At 46.4% G+C, this 18,230-nt stretch carries 17 protein-coding genes; 5 read left to right on the top strand and 12 right to left on the bottom strand.

Going from position 1 to position 18,230, the window contains the following annotated elements; genetic code table 11:
• Window positions 1-50 precede the first annotated feature (50 nt).
• Window positions 51-1,124, top strand: coding sequence for an aminotransferase class V-fold PLP-dependent enzyme (locus BLS64_RS13130; protein ID WP_093114101.1), 1,074 nt, complete (start codon window positions 51-53; stop codon window positions 1,122-1,124).
• A gap of 40 nt (window positions 1,125-1,164) precedes the next feature.
• Here the strand turns inward: BLS64_RS13130 and asnA are convergent, their stop codons facing one another.
• From asnA to BLS64_RS13075, 11 genes are all read right to left on the bottom strand, one after another.
• Window positions 1,165-2,187: an aspartate--ammonia ligase gene (asnA, locus tag BLS64_RS13125; RefSeq protein WP_093114103.1), complete on the bottom strand. Its 1,023-nt coding sequence runs from the start codon at window positions 2,185-2,187 to the stop codon at window positions 1,165-1,167.
• Between the two features lie 333 nt (window positions 2,188-2,520).
• Entirely contained in the window at window positions 2,521-2,802 is a 282-nt protein-coding gene (locus BLS64_RS13120; protein ID WP_093114105.1) for a DUF427 domain-containing protein, read from the bottom strand.
• A gap of 3 nt (window positions 2,803-2,805) precedes the next feature.
• Entirely contained in the window at window positions 2,806-3,777 is a 972-nt protein-coding gene (gene egtD, locus BLS64_RS13115; RefSeq protein ID WP_093114106.1) for an L-histidine N(alpha)-methyltransferase, read from the bottom strand.
• Between the two features lie 6 nt (window positions 3,778-3,783).
• The gene (egtB, locus tag BLS64_RS13110) at window positions 3,784-4,950 is read right to left on the bottom strand and encodes an ergothioneine biosynthesis protein EgtB (RefSeq protein WP_093114108.1); all 1,167 of its coding nucleotides are present in this window, start codon (window positions 4,948-4,950) and stop codon (window positions 3,784-3,786) included.
• 80 nt (window positions 4,951-5,030) lie between these two features.
• A complete protein-coding gene (locus BLS64_RS13105; RefSeq protein WP_093114110.1) occupies window positions 5,031-5,444 on the bottom strand; it encodes an energy transducer TonB in 414 nt (137 codons plus the stop codon).
• A 9-nt stretch (window positions 5,445-5,453) separates the two neighbouring features.
• Complete coding sequence (locus BLS64_RS13100; RefSeq protein WP_093114112.1) at window positions 5,454-5,828, bottom strand: energy transducer TonB; 375 nt, start codon at window positions 5,826-5,828, stop codon at window positions 5,454-5,456.
• Between the two features lie 30 nt (window positions 5,829-5,858).
• Window positions 5,859-6,683, bottom strand: coding sequence for a thymidylate synthase (locus BLS64_RS13095; protein WP_093114114.1), 825 nt, complete (start codon window positions 6,681-6,683; stop codon window positions 5,859-5,861).
• Window positions 6,684-6,817: 134 nt separating this feature from the next.
• Window positions 6,818-8,530 (bottom strand): NupC/NupG family nucleoside CNT transporter, encoded by a 1,713-nt coding sequence (locus BLS64_RS13090; RefSeq protein ID WP_093114116.1) that lies wholly within the window; start codon window positions 8,528-8,530, stop codon window positions 6,818-6,820.
• 12 nt (window positions 8,531-8,542) lie between these two features.
• The gene (locus BLS64_RS13085) at window positions 8,543-9,163 is read right to left on the bottom strand and encodes a bifunctional nuclease family protein (protein WP_093114118.1); all 621 of its coding nucleotides are present in this window, start codon (window positions 9,161-9,163) and stop codon (window positions 8,543-8,545) included.
• 87 nt (window positions 9,164-9,250) lie between these two features.
• Window positions 9,251-10,219 carry an electron transfer flavoprotein subunit alpha/FixB family protein gene (locus BLS64_RS13080; RefSeq protein ID WP_093114153.1) on the bottom strand — a complete coding sequence of 323 codons (969 nt, stop codon included), beginning with the start codon at window positions 10,217-10,219 and terminating at the stop codon, window positions 9,251-9,253.
• 66 nt (window positions 10,220-10,285) lie between these two features.
• Entirely contained in the window at window positions 10,286-11,032 is a 747-nt protein-coding gene (locus BLS64_RS13075; protein WP_093114120.1) for an electron transfer flavoprotein subunit beta/FixA family protein, read from the bottom strand.
• 168 nt (window positions 11,033-11,200) lie between these two features.
• Between BLS64_RS13075 and BLS64_RS13070 the strand changes: the two genes are divergently transcribed.
• From BLS64_RS13070 to BLS64_RS13055, 4 genes are all read left to right on the top strand, one after another.
• Entirely contained in the window at window positions 11,201-12,181 is a 981-nt protein-coding gene (locus BLS64_RS13070; RefSeq protein WP_093114121.1) for a pyruvate dehydrogenase complex E1 component subunit beta, read from the top strand.
• 211 nt (window positions 12,182-12,392) lie between these two features.
• Window positions 12,393-12,908: an inorganic diphosphatase gene (locus tag BLS64_RS13065; protein WP_093114123.1), complete on the top strand. Its 516-nt coding sequence runs from the start codon at window positions 12,393-12,395 to the stop codon at window positions 12,906-12,908.
• A 116-nt stretch (window positions 12,909-13,024) separates the two neighbouring features.
• On the top strand, window positions 13,025-15,388 hold the full coding sequence (locus BLS64_RS13060; RefSeq protein WP_093114124.1) for a sodium-translocating pyrophosphatase: 2,364 nt from the start codon (window positions 13,025-13,027) through the stop codon (window positions 15,386-15,388).
• A gap of 98 nt (window positions 15,389-15,486) precedes the next feature.
• Window positions 15,487-16,524 (top strand): App1 family protein, encoded by a 1,038-nt coding sequence (locus tag BLS64_RS13055; protein WP_093114126.1) that lies wholly within the window; start codon window positions 15,487-15,489, stop codon window positions 16,522-16,524.
• A gap of 548 nt (window positions 16,525-17,072) precedes the next feature.
• Here BLS64_RS13055 and BLS64_RS13050 read toward each other — a convergent pair.
• A complete protein-coding gene (locus BLS64_RS13050; RefSeq protein WP_093114128.1) occupies window positions 17,073-17,726 on the bottom strand; it encodes a sterol desaturase family protein in 654 nt (217 codons plus the stop codon).
• Window positions 17,727-18,230 lie beyond the last annotated feature (504 nt).

Raw genomic sequence — 18,230 nt, 5'->3', positions numbered from 1 at the left:
TTTAGCTAGTTACTCAAATTTATTGATTTTACTTCGGAAATTCAGCGTACATGAAGAATTTTAGAAAACAGTTCCCGGTCCTCAACCAGTATACCTATTTAAATACGGCTGCTTCAGGATTGTTGCCTGAAGCGGTGATGGAATGGCGACAGGATCATGACCTTGATCTGCTCATCTCCGGAAGTATTTTGAAGGAAAAGCAGGGTGAGGTGCTTACGGGGGTCAGAGAGGCCGTTGGCCGTTTCTTCAATTGTGCCCCAAATCGTGTCGCCCTTACCCCTAATTTTTCCTACGGATTCAATACGCTCATGGAAGGGGTTGAAAAGGGCAAAAAGGTAATGTTGTTAAAGAACGATTACCCCTCAGTGAACTGGGCGGTGGAATCCAGGGATTTTGAAACCTGTTATGCCGAAATTGACGAAAACCTGGAGCAAAATATTCTTGAGGTCGCGGAAAGGGTGCAGCCCGATATCTTTGCCTTCAGCCTGGTGCAGTGGATCAACGGGATAAAGATCGATCTCGATTTTCTGAAAGAGCTGAAGCAAAACTTTCCCGATCTGCTGCTGTTTGGGGACGGCACTCAGTACTGCGGAACCGAAAACTTCGATTTTGAAGATTCAGCTTTAGATGTTTTGGGCGCCAGCACGTACAAATGGATGAACGCCGGCTACGGCAACGCTTTTTTCCTGTTCAAACAGCATATGGAGGACAAGATCTCTCCCAGGTCTCTTGGCTTCAATTCGCTACAGGGGAAGTATAAGGCGCACGAGGGCAGCCTTATCGGGAAGTTCGAACCAGGCCATCAGGATACGCTCAACTTCGGAAGTCTGAAGGTGGCGATAGAACTTATTGAGAAGACAGGCATTGAAAATATTGAAAAACAGGTAAATTTCCTGGCTTCCGAAGCTAAAAAAGCCTTTGAAAAGAAGGGATTGCTGGAACCCTCAGTGGTCAAAAGAGATCTTCATTCTTCCATTTTCAACATCAGGGGGGATGAGGCTGTGTTCCGAAAACTACGGAGCAACAATATTCTTTGCTCCCAAAGAGGAGAGGGGATAAGAGTGAGTTTCCACTATTTTAACTCAGAAGATGATCTTGAGAAACTGCTGAAAGCGTTAAAATAAAGGGTGATCAAAATGCCATTTTTGATCACCCTTTTTTCCTTTACAATAACTGTATTCCTTCCCGGAGACATTCTACCCTCATTTCGGAAGGCCAAATGCCGGCCTGCACTTCCCCGATATGTCGTTTTTTTAGCAGGAACATGCACAGCCTTGACTGGCCAATGCCGCCGCCAATGGTTTGAGGCAATTCCCCCTGTAGCAATTGCCGGTGGTAAACCAATTCGGCACGAGCCCCGGCGTTACGGATCTCAAGCTGACTTGCCAGCACCTCCGGATCCACTCTTATTCCCATAGAAGAGATCTCAAAAGCCTGTTCTAAAACCGGGTTCCAGAAGAGGATATCTCCGTTGAGGCCTTTGGTAGAAGCTGAGGTAGGAGTAGACCAGTCATCATAGTCGGGAGCGCGGCCATCATGAGGTTTGCCGTGGACAAGTTCACCCCCGATGCCGATCAGGAAGACTGCACCGAATTCCTTGGCAGCTTTGTTTTCCCTTTCTTTTGGAGAAAGATGCGGGTATTTTTCCAGGAGATCTTCTGTATGTAGAAAAGTTATTTCTGAAGGAAGGAAAGGGTTAAGCTCAGGATACTTTTTGAAAAGCTCCATTTCTGTGTCCTTAACTGCCCGGTAGATCTGTTCAACCTGTTGTTTCAGGAAAGAGAGCTGTCGGTCTTCGGGGTGTATCACCATTTCCCAGTCCCATTGGTCCACATAAAGCGAATGAATTTTTCCCAGGTCTTCATCGGGCCTCAACGCTTTCATATCGGTATAGATGCCGGTCCCGGCAGGAAGTTCGTACTCCTTAAGGCGCAGCCTTTTCCATTTTGCCAGCGACTGCACCACTTCTGCGGGTTGTTCCTGCATGGCTTTGATAGGAAAGGAAACGGGGCGTTCAATGCCGTTGAGGTCGTCGTTGATGCCGGTTCCCTGCAGCACTACGGCCGGTGCCGAAACTTTGGTGAGCGGCAGGTGTTTCTTGAGCTGTTCTTCAAAACACATTTTTGCAAAGTGAAGGGTTTGCTCTGTCTCTAATTTTTCTGAAATACGGATTTTTGATTCGATCATAATATTTAGTTTTTGGATTAAAAAAGTGGGAATAAAAAAAGCCTGCCCTCAGAAAAGGCAGGCTTTAAAGCACAGGAACCTTCTCCCCCGGGTGGCGGATCATTATTATTCTGATTATTTTTTCTTGTTGTTGTCATAGGTGTGAAATAAAAAAGCCTTTCCGGGACTGGAAAGGCTTTGAATATGGTTGAGTGAACCTGGGTTTACACAATATAAGCCTTCCGCAGCCTGAAATTATTCAGGTTGTTATTAAAAGGATTATTATTGGTGTTCAGGTTCATTTCCTGTGCATTTGATTTTGGCAAACTTACAATAATTTTTCGTTTGACCATGTTAATTCCTGATTTCCACATCTTTCCCAAACGCCACGTAATTCTTGATCTCCTTAGCCACTTCTTCGGGATGCGGATAGAACCAGGCGGCATCGGCATTTTTATGATCCCCCACCTGTATGTGGAAGTATGAAGCTTTTCCTTTTCCCGGCGCGGTGCTGTGAGTGTCGCTTAGCTGAAAGAATTCAGAATTCAGCGAGTCGGGCGGGAAGTAATGATTGTCCTCCAGGTATTTGGTGTTGTTGCTCTCGGCCAGGATGGTGTTGTTCCAGATAGCTTTCATAATTCAGGATTTTTGAAAGATGTAGTTCTTAAAGTTGTTTTCACTGTCGCTAAAGCTGCGGATCATTTTCAGTCCCGATTCCTCTGCCAGCCAGGCGATGGAGGTATCATCGTACTTCTGAGAGATCTCCGTGTGGATACTTTCCCAGGCAGCGAATTCCACTTCTAAATTTAAGGAATTTATCTGTACGGTCTGTGCCTTTTTGCTCACCAGAAAACTTTTTGCCATTCCGGTTTCCGGATCATAAACAGGCCAGTGCAAAAATGCATCAAGATCAAAATTGGCGTCTAGTTCGCGGTTGATCCTGGTCAAAAGATTCTTATTGAAAGCTGCCGTGACCCCGGTCTTATCGTTATAGGCATCCAGTACTTTCTGCGGATTTTTTTTCTGATCGGCTCCCATAAAGAACAGGTCCTCGCTGCTCATGGAGGAGCTTATCTTCTTCAGAAAGCTCACCGCCTCTTCCTGGGAGAGGTTCCCTATATTAGAACCCAGGAACAGGATCACCTTTTTTCTTTCCTTGTAATCTGTAAGCCTGTCCAGCACTTCGCGGTACATACCTTGTTGAGGCTCTACAGCTATCCCCGGGAGTTCCTCTTTGAGGCTGGCCGAAAGCTGAAGCAGGACATTATCGCTTATATCTACCGGCAGGTACCTGAAAGAGAACTTTTCTTCAAGGAAATGCCGTAACAGGATCTTTGTCTTTTTTCCGTCTCCCGCACCCAGCTCGATCAGGTCAAAACCTTTATCTGAAGTAAACGCAAGGCCTATCTGTTCTTTGTACTCCTGCAGGATCGAAAATTCTTTTCCTGTAAGGTAATATTCGGGCAGGTGCATGATCTGCTGAAAGAGTTCGTCTCCCCGTTTGTCGTAGAAATATTTTGAACTCAGGCTTTTTGGATAGGTGGTAAGGCCATGAAAGATATCGGCAGCAAATTGGGTGTCGAATTCCGGAGGTTTTATCTTGTTCATCATTTGATTTTATTTGGCTAAGCGCAGGCCTGTGAACTGCCAGCGCAGGTGGGGGTGAAAAAAATTCCTGTAGGTGGGCCTTAGGTGATTGGGAGCCGTGGCGACAGATCCTCCTCTAAGGACTTTCTGGTTGACCATGAACTTTCCGTTGTATTCTCCCAGGGCGCCGGGAGCTTTGGTGTAGTGGGGATAGGGGGAATAAGCGCTCTCTGTCCATTCCCATCTGTTGCCCCAGTCAAAATTTTGCTGTGCGGCCTCCCATTCAAATTCTGTAGGCAGGCGCAGTCCCTTCCATTGGGCGTAGGCAAAGGCTTCGTAATAGGAGAGGTGGGTGACAGGTGCTTCGGGATCTAAAGGTTTTAGTCCGGCCAAAGTGTACTGCTGCCAGGCATCATCGACTTTATACCAGTAAAAGGGAGAGCGGATCTCGTTCTGGTTCACCCAGTCCCAGCCTTCGGCATGCCACAGCAGCACCTGTTCATAGCCGCCGTCTTCCATGAACTCCAGGTATTCCCTGTTCGTGACGAGCTTATTGGAAATCTGGTATTCCTGCAGAAAAGTTTTATGGTAACCCAGTTCGTTGTCGTAACAAAACTCGTTTCTCTTGTTATGGCCAATTTTGTAAATGCCTTCGTCCATCGAGATCCATTCCTGCGGAAAATCCTGTATAGGATTTTCGTCAAAAGCCTCGTGATATTCCGGATGAAGCGGATTGTTTCCAAGAATGTACTTGATATCTGTCAAAAGCAGCTCCTGGTGCTGTTTTTCATGATGGCAGCCCAGCTCGATGACCTTTTTTAGATGATCTGAAAGTTCTTCGCTGTTTAAAAAGTTCAGCAGTTTTTCTGTTACGTACCTGCGGTAGTCATAAACCTGGGCCACAGTTGGCCTGGAAAGATTTCCACGGTCAGATCGCACCACCTTATCGCCTGCGCTTTCATAGTAGCTGTTAAAGACATAAGCGAACCGATCGTTGAAGATCTGGTAATCCTTGACATTGGGCTTGAGCACGAATTCCTCAAAGAACCAGGTAGTGTGCCCCAAATGCCATTTTGGAGGGGAGACATCCACTACCGGCTGCACCACGTAGTCTTCGGTCTTGAGGAAAGAACATATCTCCTCGCTGCGGGAGCGGGTTTCGGTAAAGAGTTCGTGAAGTGCTTCAGGAGTGATCATAAAAAAAGGAAACCTTTATGGTTTCCTTCAAATTTAGGATTTTATCCCTGAGATTTAGTTAAGATAATACTAATCAAGGCTTAAAAGGTGAAAGGAACTGTGTACCTGATGGGCACCGGTTTTCCTGCACGTTCTCCCGGTTTCATTTGCGGAATGGCAAGAATGATCCTTTTGGCCTCTTCGTTAAGTTCCTTTTTTGGGCCTTCTACCTTAAGGATATCAACCTTTCCTTCTTCGTCGATATTGAAAGAGACCACGGCTTTTCCCCTGATGATCTTTCCGGCGGCGTCACGTGGAAACTTGTAGTTCTCCTTAAGGTGTTCTACCAGTTTTTGCTTAAAACAGGTCTTTTTAGAGGCTTCACTGCCTTCGCAGCCCGGCCAAACGGGAGCGATCTCCCTTGTGGTAAGCGTGTTTCCTTCGGCCTTTACCCCGGTCTGGGCAAAAACGGTTCCTCCAATAAGGAGCATGAATACGACTAAGAATTTTTTCATAATGTAGGTTTAAAAATTAAATGGGACTGTAAAATTTCGGGTGTCGGGTCTCCCGTTGAGGGTTCCCGGTTTCATATCCGGAATGGCTTCGATCATTTTTCGGGCAGCATCGTTTACTGCAGGCTCGGGCCCTTCCACAGATTTTACCACGACCTTTCCTTCTTCGGTAACATCAAAGGAGATGGTTACTTTTCCGCGGATGTATTCATTACCCTCCATAGGGTATTTGTAATTTTCGCGAACGTGTTGGGCAAGTTTTTTATTAAAACATGCCGATACGTCTTTGCTGTCCTCACAGCCGGGCCAAACCGGGGAAGTTTGCTGCGCCTGGGAAACCGCGATCCCGCCAAAGAAGAGACATGTGATAATCAATAACTTTTTCATGGTAATAAAAGATTTTAGGATTAAACAAAATTAGACCGCCACCTTGCCTTTTATGGCAGGATGAGGATCATAATTTTCCAATATAAAATCTTCATAGGTAAATTCAAAAATATCTTTGACGTCAGAATTGAGCTTCATGGTTGGGAGCGGCCTGAAATCCCTGGAGAGCTGCAGGTTTACCTGCTCCAGGTGGTTGTTGTAAATATGCGCGTCTCCAAAGGTGTGAATAAAATCTCCCGGCTCATAGCCGCACACCTGGGCCATCATCATAGTGAGCAGGGCATAGGAAGCTATGTTGAAAGGCACGCCCAGGAAGATGTCGGCGCTTCTCTGGTAAAGCTGGCAGGAGAGCTTTCCATCGGCCACATAGAACTGGAAAAAAGCGTGACAGGGCGGTAAAGCAGCCTTGCCGTTAGCCACATTTTCAGAAAAGGGTTTGGAAATATCGGGCAGGACAGAAGGATTCCAGGCAGTGACCAGCATTCTTCGGCTGTTGGGGTTCTTCTTTAAGGTTTCCACCACTTCTTTAATCTGGTCAATATCCGCGCTGTTCCAGTTTCTCCACTGGTGGCCGTAAACGGGGCCAAGATCGCCATTTTCATCTGCCCATTCGTTCCAGATGCGCACCCCGTGCTCCTGCAGGTACTTTATGTTGGTGTCGCCCTTAAGGAACCACAAAAGTTCATAAATGATCGACTTCAGGTGAAGCTTCTTGGTGGTGACCATGGGGAATCCTTCGCTGAGGTCGAACCTCATCTGGTACCCAAAAACGCTTTTGGTGCCTGTTCCCGTGCGGTCGCCTTTTTCATGCCCGTGTTCCAGTACATGCTTGATAAGGTCGTGGTATTGTTTCATTTTCTTCGGAAGAAATTGTTCTTGAAAAACGGCATTTTTGCCTGAAAATCTGCCGGCTACTTAAAAGAAAATTCCGGATGATTTTCAGCTAAAATAGAAAACTACCCGGAATTAAAAAGTTAAATGCCGCGGAATTATCCGATGATCATTCCCGCTATTGTCGCTGAAAGCAGGGAGGCCAAAGTACCGCCTATCAATGCCTTCATTCCGAATTCTGAAAGGGTTTTTCTTTGTCCCGGCGCCAGGGAACCTATCCCGCCTATCTGTATACCGATGGAGGCGAAATTGGCAAATCCGCACAACATATAAGTGGCCATGATAACCGACTTTTCATAGGTAAGGCTCAATGCATTCACCGGGTCCTTTAGCTCGGCAAGCTGAATGTACCCAACAAATTCACTTGCCGCGAGCTTGATACCCAGTAATTGTCCCATGAGCATCATATCTTCGGTAGCCACCCCGATCAACCACATCAATGGCGCGAAGATCATTCCCAGGATAGATTCCAGGGATAATCTGCCATACGGAGTATGTTCGGCTAAAATTGCGTTCAAAGTGGTCCAGTCGCCAATCCAGCCAAGGAAGTAGTTGATCATGGCAATAAAAGCGATAAACACCAGCAGCATGGCGGCCACGTTGGCGGCCAGTTTTAAACCTTCGGTGGTACCGTTGGCGATGGCGTCAAGAATGTTGGAGCCTATCTTTTCTGAAGATACTTCCACATCTGTATTGATCTTTTCTTTTTGAGGATAAAGGATCTTGGAAACTACGATCGCACCGGGAGCTGCCATTACCGAAGCAGCCAAAAGGTGCTTGGCGAATTCCAGTCTCAGCGCCGGGTCGTCCCCGCCTAAAAATCCGATATAAGCAGCCAGAACTCCGCCGGCCACAGTGGCCATTCCCCCGATCATTACCAGCAGGATCTCAGAGCGGGTCATTCTCTCCAAGTAGGCTTTGATCATCAATGGCGCTTCGGTTTGGCCAAGAAAAATATTCCCTGCCACACTTAAACTTTCAGGGCCCGAAATACCCATTAATTTTGTGAGTACCCACGCCATTCCTTTCACCACGATCTGAATTACCCCTATGTAGAATAATACCGAGGTGAGCGCTGAAAAGAAGATGATGGTTGGCAGCACCTGGAAAAGGAAGATAAAGCCGAAGCTTTCCACATCCATCATTCCTCCAAGGAGGAATTCACTTCCTGCCGCCGTAAAATCAAGGATGAGCACGAAGATGCTGCCCACGAACTCAAAAAGGTTTTGTACGAATTCAATTTTTAGAACCCCTACTGCCAGGAGTAACTGCGCGCTTAATCCTGCGCCCACTGTTTTCCAGTTGATCCCTTTTCGGTTGGAGCTGAATACGAAGGCGATTACAAGCAGGGAGATCATTCCCAGCGCTCCCCGCCAAATGCTTTGAAAGCTGATCCCCTGATTGGGGATCATGTCTTTTTTGGTTTCTACCGGCAGTACATCTGCAACCTCCTGGGGCTGTTCTCTCAAAGAATAATATACGTTCTTGCCGGTAAGGCTCAAGGTGGAGTCGGTAAGTTGTTCCACCCGCAGGTTTTGAATGCTGTCGTGTGGCGAATCATAGAACAATACCAGTACATCATTCTGGAAAACATAATTTCCCGAAGCCCTGTTAATGTCTTCGCCTTTAAGGCTGAATTCAAAGTTTCCGTTTTCCAGCTTCAGGAAATCGGTGCCGGGATTTACATCAAAAAGGTCCTGCTTAGAGCTGTCTTCTACAGCTTCAAAATTCCAGGTCTTATCAATAGTTTGGGCAAAAGTGGAGGATATTCCGAAGAAGATCAGGAACAGGCAACACCAAAATTTGTTCATAAAAAAGGGGGATTATTGTCTTTTAGAGATCTCGTCTCTTATGCGGGCCGCCTTTTCATAGTCTTCGCTCTTTACGGCCTGGTCAAGCATGTTATTGAGTTCGTTGAGGGAAAGTTTCTTATAATCGGGATCGTTGGATTTCATTTCGATCTCATTAGAGAACAGCTCGTCTACAATGATATCTTCTTTCTCCTGCTCTTCTTCCTCTTCCTGTTTGTCTCCCTTTAGGTAGATCCCTGCTTTATCGAGTATGTTCTTATAGGTGAAAATAGGTGCCTGAAAACGCAGTGCCAGGGCAATCGCGTCACTGGTCCTGGCGTCTATGATCTCTTCTATCCTGTCGCGCTCGCAAATAAGGCTTGAATAGAAAACCCCATCCACCAGCTTATGAATAATGACCTGCTTCACCACGATCTCAAAGCGGTCGGCAAAATTCTTGAAAAGGTCATGGGTAAGCGGACGCGGAGGTTTGATCTCCTTTTCCAGGGCTATGGCAATAGATTGGGCTTCAAAAGCTCCAATCACTATGGGTAATTTGCGTTCTCCATCCACCTCGCTCAAGATAAGGGCGTAGGCCCCGTTCTGTGTCTGGCTGTAAGATATTCCTTTGATGTTAAGGCGCACTAAACTCATACTGCAAAAATACAAAAAAAAGCTGCCTAAATAGGGCGATAAACCTAATTTAGACAGCCCTTTAAATCGGCTCGCAAGTTATAAAAATTATGCGTTATTCGCTTTAAATTCCTTTAATTTTTCGGTGAGTTTGGGAACCACTTCAAAAGCGTCTCCCACGATCCCGTAATCTGCAGCCTTGAAGAATGGCGCTTCAGGATCATTATTGATCACCACTTTGGTTTTAGAGGCGCTCACCCCCGCCAAATGCTGTATGGCACCAGAGATACCTACCGCAATGTACAGGTTGGCGGCAACCGGTTTTCCGGTTTGTCCCACGTGTTCGCTGTGCGGTCTCCAGCCCATGTCGCTCACCGGCTTGGAACAGGCTGTTGCGGCACCAAGGGTGTTGGCAAGTTCTTCCAACATTCCCCAATTCTCAGGTCCTTTAAGTCCGCGGCCACCGGAAACCACGATCTCGGCATCGGCGATGGTCACCTTATTGGCTGCTTTATCCACGGAAACCACGTTCACTGAAAAATCTTCCTCGCTCAGGGAAGGAGAGAATTCCTCTTCGCTGATCTCTGTCTGATTTTCTTTCAATCCAAAGGCATTTTTGGAAAGCCCGATGATCTTCACATCTGTAGCGATCTTTGTGATGTTGAACGCCTTGTTGGTGAAAGCGGTTCTTTTAACCTGCAGCGGATCTGTACTTTCGGGCAGGTTCACCACGTTAGAAGCGTACCCTGCTTCGAGGTTAACGGCAAGCAGCGGCGCAAGATACTTCGCATTGGCGCTCTGGCTAACCACGATGATCTTAGAACCTTCTTTTTCAGCAGCCTGCTTGATGGCATCTGCATAAGCTTCGGCGTTGAATTTCTCCAGCTTGTCACTGTTGATCTTAAGCACCTTGCTCACTCCGTATTTTCCTAAGTCTGAAGTGTCACCTGCATTGAAGGCTACCGCGGTAACATCGGTCCCAAGCATATCGGCAACACCCTTTGCGTAGGAAGCCACCTCTAAAGCTGTCTTTTTAAATTTTCCTTCTTCTGATTCTGTATATACTAAAACTGACATATTTTTTTCTTTAAATTCCAATTAACAAATTCCAAAACTCAAATCTTGAATTTTAAATTTTGAATCTTAAATTACTTTGGCCTCGTTGTGAAGTAAATTCACCAGTTCATCTAAATTCTCAGGATCTATCATCTTGATGTCTCCCTTAGGCTGAGGTTTTTCGAACTTCACTGCCTCGGTATGAGTTCCGGTTTCGACAGGCTCTACCACATTAAGTGGTTTTTTACGGGCCTGCATGATACCGCGCATGTTCGGGATGCGAAGGTCGCTTTCTTCCACGATCCCTTTTTGTCCGCCTACAACTAAAGGAAGACTGGCTTTTAAAGTTTCTTTTCCTCCATCGATTTCGCGAACGGCCGTAGCTTCATTTCCTTCTATCTCCAGACCTATACAGGTGTTGATGAAATTAGCGCCGATAAGGCCGGCAAGCATTCCCGGAACCATTCCGCCGTTGTAGTCAATAGATTCACGTCCCGCGATCACCAGGTCGTAACCGCCATCCTGCACTACCTTGGCAAGTTGCTTGGCAACCTGTATCCCGTCTGTAGCCGGAGTGTTCACCCTAATGGCCGAGTCTGCTCCAATGGCAAGTGCCTTACGCAGGGTTGGTTCTGTTTCAGGACCTCCCACATTCACCACATCAACAGTGGCGCCTTGTTTTTCCTTGAACCACATGGCGCGGGTAAGGCCGAATTCGTCGTTAGGATTGATCACGAATTGCACCCCGTTCGTGTCGAACTTGGTATCACCTTCAGAAAAATTGATCTTTGAAGTAGTGTCCGGTACGTGACTTATACACACTAATATTTTCATATATATGGATATTTTTTAAATAAAACTTGTTGTAACGGTCACGAAGATACATAATTTATGAGGAAAAATGCTATGCATGCATAAGAAATTTTTGTCGGGAATTGGTCGATTATCCTTTTTTGAATTACTATTTTTGTTCCTCGAAATTTTTTAAAATAAAAACGCATAATGAAGACTATCCAATTCAGGGAAGCAATTGCCGAAGCCATGAGCGAGGAAATGCGCAGGGATGAAGCGGTCTATCTCATGGGAGAAGAGGTTGCTGAATATAATGGAGCCTACAAGGCTTCAAAAGGAATGTTGGACGAATTTGGCCCTGACAGGGTGATCGATACCCCTATTTCAGAACTCGGTTTCTCAGGAATAGGAGTGGGAAGTGCCATGAACGGTAACCGCCCGATAGTTGAATTCATGACCTTTAACTTCTCACTGGTTGGGATCGACCAGATCATCAATAACGCGGCAAAGATGCGCCAAATGAGCGGCGGGCAGTTCAACGTGCCTATCGTCTTCCGCGGGCCTACAGCTTCTGCCGGACAGTTGGGTGCAACTCACTCGCAGGCTTTTGAGAGCTGGTATGCCAACACTCCGGGACTTAAAGTGATCGTTCCTTCCAATCCTTACGACGCAAAAGGTTTACTGAAAGCGGCCATTCGCGATGACGACCCGGTTATTTTCATGGAAAGTGAGCAGATGTATGGAGACAAGGGAGAAGTGCCTGAAGAGGAATATGTACTGCCAATTGGTGTTGCCGATATCAAGAGAGAAGGTAAGGATGTGACCATCGTTTCCTTCGGAAAGATCATCAAGATCGCTTACAAAGCAGCCGAAGAGCTTGAGAAAGAAGGAATCTCCTGTGAGATCATTGACCTAAGGACCATCCGTCCTATGGATCACGAGACCATCTTAAAGTCGGTTAAAAAGACCAACAGACTGGTGATCCTTGAGGAAGCATGGCCTTTCGGAAATGTGGCTACAGAGATCACTTACCAGGTGCAGTCTCAGGCTTTTGATTATCTTGATGCGCCTATCGTGAAGATCAACACTGCTGATACTCCGGCGCCTTACTCTCCTGTCTTGCTTGAAGAGTGGTTGCCAAATCACAACGATGTGATCAAAGCGGTCAAAAAAGTGATGTACAAAGACTAGATCGGTCTGTAAAAATACCTTTTAAAAAGCCCTTTCTAAAAAGGGCTTTTTTTATGTCTTCTTGTGAAGGAAATCTTAAATAGCGGAAGCTTCTTCCAAAAATTTTGTGAGAATTTCTTTTCCGTTGTGGGAACCGGGTTTTTAAAAGTTCAAAATGAGTATATTTGCCGCCCTTAAAAACTAAAAACACGATTTCCAAAATAATAGTAAAATGACCAAGACCTTTGACGTTCTTATAGAAATTCCGAAAGGAAGCAGGAATAAATATGAATATGACTTTAAACTGAAGAAAGTGAGGTATGACAGGATGATCTTCTCCTCGATGATGTATCCTGCAGATTACGGATTTATTCCTGAAACTTTGGCTTTAGACGGAGACCCTCTTGATGTGCTGGTGCTGGTGACCGAGCCTACCTTCCCCGGATGTGTGATGGAGGTGAAGCCAATCGGGGTGTTCCACATGGCCGATGAAAAAGGACCCGATGAAAAGGTGATCTGTGTGCCGGTTTCAGATCCTATCTGGAACAAACACAATGACCTTAATGATGTGAACGCGCACCTTATTAAAGAGATCGAGCATTTCTTCCAGGTATACAAAGATCTTGAACAAAAGAAAGTAGATGTTGAAGGTTGGGGAGATCTTCAGGAAGCCAATACCATCATTGAAGAATGCGTGAAGCGCTACGCGAACAGCAACGAAGAAAAAGGAAATTTCAGCATCAAATAAAGAATTTTTCCTTTTTGTGATTATCATCATTTAAGCAATAACATCAAAAGTTATTGCTTTTTTGTTTTCTAACGTTTTGTTAACTTTAGCGCCATTAAAAATTTTAACAAAAAATTATGGAATCATTGATGATCTGGTTGCCCGGTATCCTGGCGATCATAGGCCTCATTTTTATGTGGGCAAAACGCGCCTGGGTGATGAAGCAGGACGCGGGAGACGGAAAAATGAAAGACATCTCCTCTCATATCTACGAAGGAGCCCTTGCCTTTTTAAAGGCCGAGTATAAACTCCTTACCATTTTTGTGATTGGGGCAAGTATTTTGCTTGCAGGGATCTCCTTTATAGTTCCCACCACACATATTTTAATTGTAGTTGCCTTTATTTTTGGCGCCATCTTTTCGGCTTTGGCCGGGAACATGGGGATGAAGATCGCTACCCAGTCTAATGTACGTACCACTCAGGCTGCAAGAACCAGCCTGCCGCAGGCCCTTAAGGTCTCTTTTGGCGGTGGTACGGTAATGGGACTTGGCGTTGCAGGTCTGGCCGTATTAGGACTTACCGCTTTCTTCATCATTTTCTTCCATGTATTCATGGGCGGGGAATGGACAGATGTGAATCAAATGACCATAGTGCTGGAAACTCTTGCCGGTTTCTCTTTGGGGGCTGAATCTATCGCCCTTTTTGCCCGTGTGGGCGGAGGAATCTACACCAAGGCAGCCGATGTGGGTGCTGACCTGGTAGGAAAGGTGGAAGCCGGAATTCCTGAAGATGATCCGCGTAACCCTGCGACCATTGCAGACAATGTTGGGGACAACGTGGGAGATGTTGCCGGAATGGGTGCTGACCTCTTCGGAAGTTATGTGGCTACGGTATTGGCGGCCATGGTTCTTGGAAATTATGTGATCAAAGACATGCAGGGCGATATTACCGCTGAAGGTTTCGGCGGAATCGGACCGATCTTGTTACCTATAGTGATCGCCGGTTTTGGGATCATTTTCTCTATCATCGGGACCCTGTTGGTAAAGATAAAAAGCAACTCGGCCAAAGAAGCCGAAGTACAGTCAGCCCTTAACAGGGGGAACTGGATCTCTATCATCCTTGTGGCGATCTCTTCTTTCGTCCTGGTAACCTGGATGCTTCCGGAAACCATGCAGATGGAATTCTTTGGAGAAGGCCTGCAGCAGATCTCTTCCATGCGAGTGTTCTATGCCACACTGGTAGGACTTGTAGTTGGAGGGGTTATCTCTGCGGTGACCGAATACTATACCGGTCTGGGTAAAAAGCCGGTTCTGGAGATCGTTCAGAATTCGAGCACAGGAGCAGGAACCAACATCATCGCCGGCCTTGCAACCGGGATGATCTCTACTTTTGGATCTGTGCTTTTATTCGCCATCGCCATCTGGGCTTCTTATGCCTTCGCCGGATTCTACGGAGTAGCGCTTGCGGCTTCAGCCATGATGGCTACTACCGCCATGCAGCTGGCTATTGATGCCTTCGGACCTATCGCCGACAACGCCGGTGGTATTGCCGAAATGAGCGAACTGCCTTCCGAAGTAAGGGAAAGAACAGATATTCTTGATTCAGTAGGAAACACTACCGCTGCGACAGGAAAAGGATTCGCGATCGCTTCTGCGGCGCTTACTTCTCTTGCCCTTTTCGCGGCTTACGTGACCTTCACCGGAATTGACGGAATTAACATTTTCAAGGCGCCAGTACTGGCCATGCTTTTCGTGGGAGGTATGATCCCCGTGGTTTTCTCTGCGCTTGCCATGCAGTCTGTAGGGAAAGCGGCCATGGATATGGTCAACGAGGTGCGTCGTCAGTTCAAGGATATCCCTGGAATTATGGAAGGTACCGGAAAACCTCAATACGACAAATGTGTGGAGATCTCTACAAAAGCTGCCCTTAGAGAAATGCTTCTTCCTGGACTGCTTACCATAGGATTTCCTATTCTTATAGTGCTTGTTCCAATGGCTCTGGGCTATGAGAACAGGCTGATCGCCGAAATGTTGGGTGGATATATGGCCGGGGTGACCGTAAGCGGGGTGCTTTGGGCTATTTTCCAGAACAATGCCGGTGGTGCCTGGGATAACGCCAAGAAGTCTTTCGAGGCCGGGGTGATGATCAACGGCGAGATGACCTACAAAGGGTCTGACGCTCACAAAGCGGCTGTGACCGGAGATACCGTGGGAGATCCGTTCAAGGATACTTCAGGACCATCAATGAACATTCTTATCAAGCTTACCTGTTTGATAGGGCTGGTGATCGCACCTATTCTCGGAGAGCACATGCCAATGGCTACCACTCCGGAAGTTGAGGAGGTGACCATCCTTCAGGCAGAGCAAAATGAGGAGGCTGTTGCTGAATTTTCAGAAACCAAAAGCGAAGCCCTTAGTACTGCGGAAAAGATCGCCGAAGCGGCCGAGGCTGCTTCAGCTGAAAAAGTTGCTTCTGAAGCTACTTCTTCTGAAGAAGAATAACAGCAGCTTTTCCTAAAATAATTTTAAAATCCCCTGCCTTTGCGGGGGATTTTTCTTTTTCCCCGTATCTTGAATGGAGCAATACCCCGAAAAGCATTATGAAACAGCTCTTTCGAAGACTGAAGGATCACCTTACTGCCAAACCCCAGGTCAAGCTGGCCACTTACTACAGCTACGGCACTCCCAGCCACCTGTACCTGCTGGGGCGGGCGCTTGATGACGACAGGCTCGAAATGTTCGAGGATCAGTCCCTTTTTAGGACTCTGAGAAACACTTACAAGCAGTTTGACAGCGATGAGATTCCCAGGGCCGAAGTTGCTTTGAAATTACCCAACGATGCTATTCTTAGTACCAGGACGAATAAAGAGGGCTACTTCCTGTTCGACAAGACCACCTCGGTGAATTTGAAACAGTATGCCAACGATGAAGGCTGGGTACCGCTAAGGGTGGCTTTTGTGAACGAGATAAAGAACAGCATCATCACGCAGGATAATGACTTTGAAGCGCAGTTGCTCATTCCCCCGCTTACCGCCAGGTTCGGAGTAATAAGTGACATTGACGACACCATTCTCCATACCGGCGTCACCTCTTTTTTGAAGTGGAGGGTGCTTCACAATTCTCTTTTCAAGAACGCCCATGACCGACTTTCTCTTGAGGGGTCGCCTAAATTCTACCGTGACCTCCACCGCGGAAAAAAAGGCAACGAACAAAATCCTGTTTTTTACTTAAGTAACAGTCCGTGGAATCTGTATCAGTACCTGAAGCTTTTCCTGGAGGTTAATAACTTTCCAAAAGGTCCTATTTTATTGAGGGATTTCCGGACGCCCTTTGACCGTACCTTAAAGCCTGAAAAACCGCATAAGCAAAAGGAGATCATCAACATTTTGAAAACCTATCCCCACCTGAAGTTCATTCTGATAGGCGACAGCGGAGAGCACGATCCCGCTATCTATACAGATATCGCCGCCCAATACCCTGATCGCATCCTGGCTATCTACCTGCGGAGCGTCAAACACCAGAAAAGAATGGAGCGGGTACAGAGTATCGTGGACAACTTTGAAACTGTGCCGGTGCTTATGGTCAAGACCTCAAAGGAAGCAGAGGAACATGCGAGGGAAAATGGGTTTATTCAATGAGCAATTGGCAATGATCAATGAACAGAAAAAAGAGAAGAGAATAGAGAGCAGAGAAAGTAGAATGGAAATTCCAATCTCCAAGCACCAAATTCCAAATTTATATCGCCGAAGCTTTAGGGAAGTTGAGTCAAAATCTGCAACAGGCAAGTAACCGGGAGGAGATCTCTCGTCGCCTTTACAGGCTCTGTCTGGATGACAATGGACTCCCTATTTCATTCCGGGATGTCAGACTGAGCTCCGAGCGAAGCGAGGATGGCCGAAGTCCTTTTGGAGAAGCCTCAAAGTTTAATGTCAGAATATCTCTGTGAACTCAATTTTAAACTTTGTGTCCTTGGTGTGAAACAAAGGGAAAGTTTTGCGCCCTCTGCGAAACCTTTGCGGACTTTGCGAGAAAAATTCCCGCACATAGAAATTTCCCGCAGATCCCGCTAATTATCTCAGATCTTAACCCGCAACTCGCAACTGGAAAGAGATCCCTCGTCCCCTTGCAGGCTCTGTCGGGATGACAATCAACAACAAATAAGGAACCACGAACCACGAACTACGAACTAATCAATATACCCCTTCTTCCGCTTCACAGGTGCTTTTCTGGGCATGGTTCTGAAGATGTGGTCCCAAAGAGGAGAGGAAACCCCAAAAGCGCGATCGGGTTCGCGGTAATGGTGAATGCTGTGATGGTACCAAAGCGTCTTCAGGAAATTATTCGGAACCTTGAAAGCGTGTACCGAGTAATGGATCGCCAGGTAACCCGCATAACCGACTAAAAACCCGGCTAAGAATCCGAAGACCAGGTCACCTAGAACGGCTCTGTAAATGATGAAAAGCACTGTAGCTATAATTAGACTGAGCACCGGCGGCATGGCCAGACGGGATTTGTCTTTTGGGTAATCGTGGTGTACTCCGTGCATGGTGTAGGAGATCTTCTTTCTTCTTTCGGTAGTGGCTGGAATGTGATACAGGTAACGATGCATCAGGTATTCCACTAGGGTAAAGAAGAACAATCCTGCCACGAATAAAAGGAGCATGAAAGGCACTTCAAATCCCTTTTCAAAGATGCCGTAGTAAATAAGAACAGCCGCAATTCCGCCAAAAATGATCAGCGGGAGTGAAATATGAGTATGCGTCAACTTCTCGAGCCACGGATTTTCAAAGAGTTTTGGGGAACCTTTGTGCCGCGGCCTTTTTAGCTTTTGCGATTCCATAATATGGTATTTAGCTGATTGATCCCTACTAAAATAACATACTTAGCACTAAATGTCTTTAAAATTGAGTTAACAGTTCTTTTTAATGAAATATTAGCAACTATCAGTTGGAAGAGAGTAGAGAAGAAAGAAAAGAGAGTATAGAGTAATTTTATTCAGGATTCAAAGTTCAAGATTTAAAATTTTTACTCCACTGTCAGATAGAGCCCCGAGCTGAGATGAATTCAAGATTCTTGATTTAAGATACAGAATTTTTACTCTACTGTCAGACTGAGCTCTGACCGAAGGGAGGATGGTCGAAGTCCTTCGTGATTCCCCATTCAAAATTCGAGATTTAAAGTCTTTTCCGCCGAAGATTTAGTCAAGGTGGGCTGCAAATCCACGTTGTCTCCCCGGGCGCCTGCCGGCCGCAGACAGGGAGTCGAGGGGGTGTAAGGAATAGAAATATGGTTTGGAATGTGGACTCTAAAACTTTGGCAACAGGCAACGTGGAACTGGCAACCG

Source organism: Salinimicrobium catena, from assembly GCF_900102915.1.
Lineage (GTDB): Bacteria > Bacteroidota > Bacteroidia > Flavobacteriales > Flavobacteriaceae > Salinimicrobium > Salinimicrobium catena.
The sequence above is the reverse complement of the archived record's forward strand: the minus strand, read 5'-3'. Positions and strand labels throughout refer to the sequence as shown.

Bases quoted from the DNA above. Each gene is read 5' to 3' on its own strand.
- egtD (WP_093114106.1), bottom strand. From the start codon at position 3,777: ATGATGAACAAGATAAAACCTCCGGAATTCGACACCCAATTTGCTGCC.
- BLS64_RS13100 (WP_093114112.1), bottom strand. From the start codon at position 5,828: ATGAAAAAGTTATTGATTATCACATGTCTCTTCTTTGGCGGGATCGCG.
- BLS64_RS13120 (WP_093114105.1), bottom strand. From the start codon at position 2,802: ATGAAAGCTATCTGGAACAACACCATCCTGGCCGAGAGCAACAACACC.
- BLS64_RS13090 (WP_093114116.1), bottom strand. From the start codon at position 8,530: ATGAACAAATTTTGGTGTTGCCTGTTCCTGATCTTCTTCGGAATATCC.
- BLS64_RS13065 (WP_093114123.1), top strand. From the start codon at position 12,393: ATGACCAAGACCTTTGACGTTCTTATAGAAATTCCGAAAGGAAGCAGG.
- egtB (WP_093114108.1), bottom strand. From the start codon at position 4,950: ATGATCACTCCTGAAGCACTTCACGAACTCTTTACCGAAACCCGCTCC.
- BLS64_RS13050 (WP_093114128.1), bottom strand. From the start codon at position 17,726: ATGGAATCGCAAAAGCTAAAAAGGCCGCGGCACAAAGGTTCCCCAAAA.
- asnA (WP_093114103.1), bottom strand. From the start codon at position 2,187: ATGATCGAATCAAAAATCCGTATTTCAGAAAAATTAGAGACAGAGCAA.
- BLS64_RS13055 (WP_093114126.1), top strand. From the start codon at position 15,487: ATGAAACAGCTCTTTCGAAGACTGAAGGATCACCTTACTGCCAAACCC.
- BLS64_RS13070 (WP_093114121.1), top strand. From the start codon at position 11,201: ATGAAGACTATCCAATTCAGGGAAGCAATTGCCGAAGCCATGAGCGAG.
- BLS64_RS13095 (WP_093114114.1), bottom strand. From the start codon at position 6,683: ATGAAACAATACCACGACCTTATCAAGCATGTACTGGAACACGGGCAT.
- BLS64_RS13105 (WP_093114110.1), bottom strand. From the start codon at position 5,444: ATGAAAAAATTCTTAGTCGTATTCATGCTCCTTATTGGAGGAACCGTT.
- BLS64_RS13080 (WP_093114153.1), bottom strand. From the start codon at position 10,219: ATGTCAGTTTTAGTATATACAGAATCAGAAGAAGGAAAATTTAAAAAG.
- BLS64_RS13075 (WP_093114120.1), bottom strand. From the start codon at position 11,032: ATGAAAATATTAGTGTGTATAAGTCACGTACCGGACACTACTTCAAAG.
- BLS64_RS13060 (WP_093114124.1), top strand. From the start codon at position 13,025: ATGGAATCATTGATGATCTGGTTGCCCGGTATCCTGGCGATCATAGGC.
- BLS64_RS13085 (WP_093114118.1), bottom strand. From the start codon at position 9,163: ATGAGTTTAGTGCGCCTTAACATCAAAGGAATATCTTACAGCCAGACA.
- BLS64_RS13130 (WP_093114101.1), top strand. From the start codon at position 51: ATGAAGAATTTTAGAAAACAGTTCCCGGTCCTCAACCAGTATACCTAT.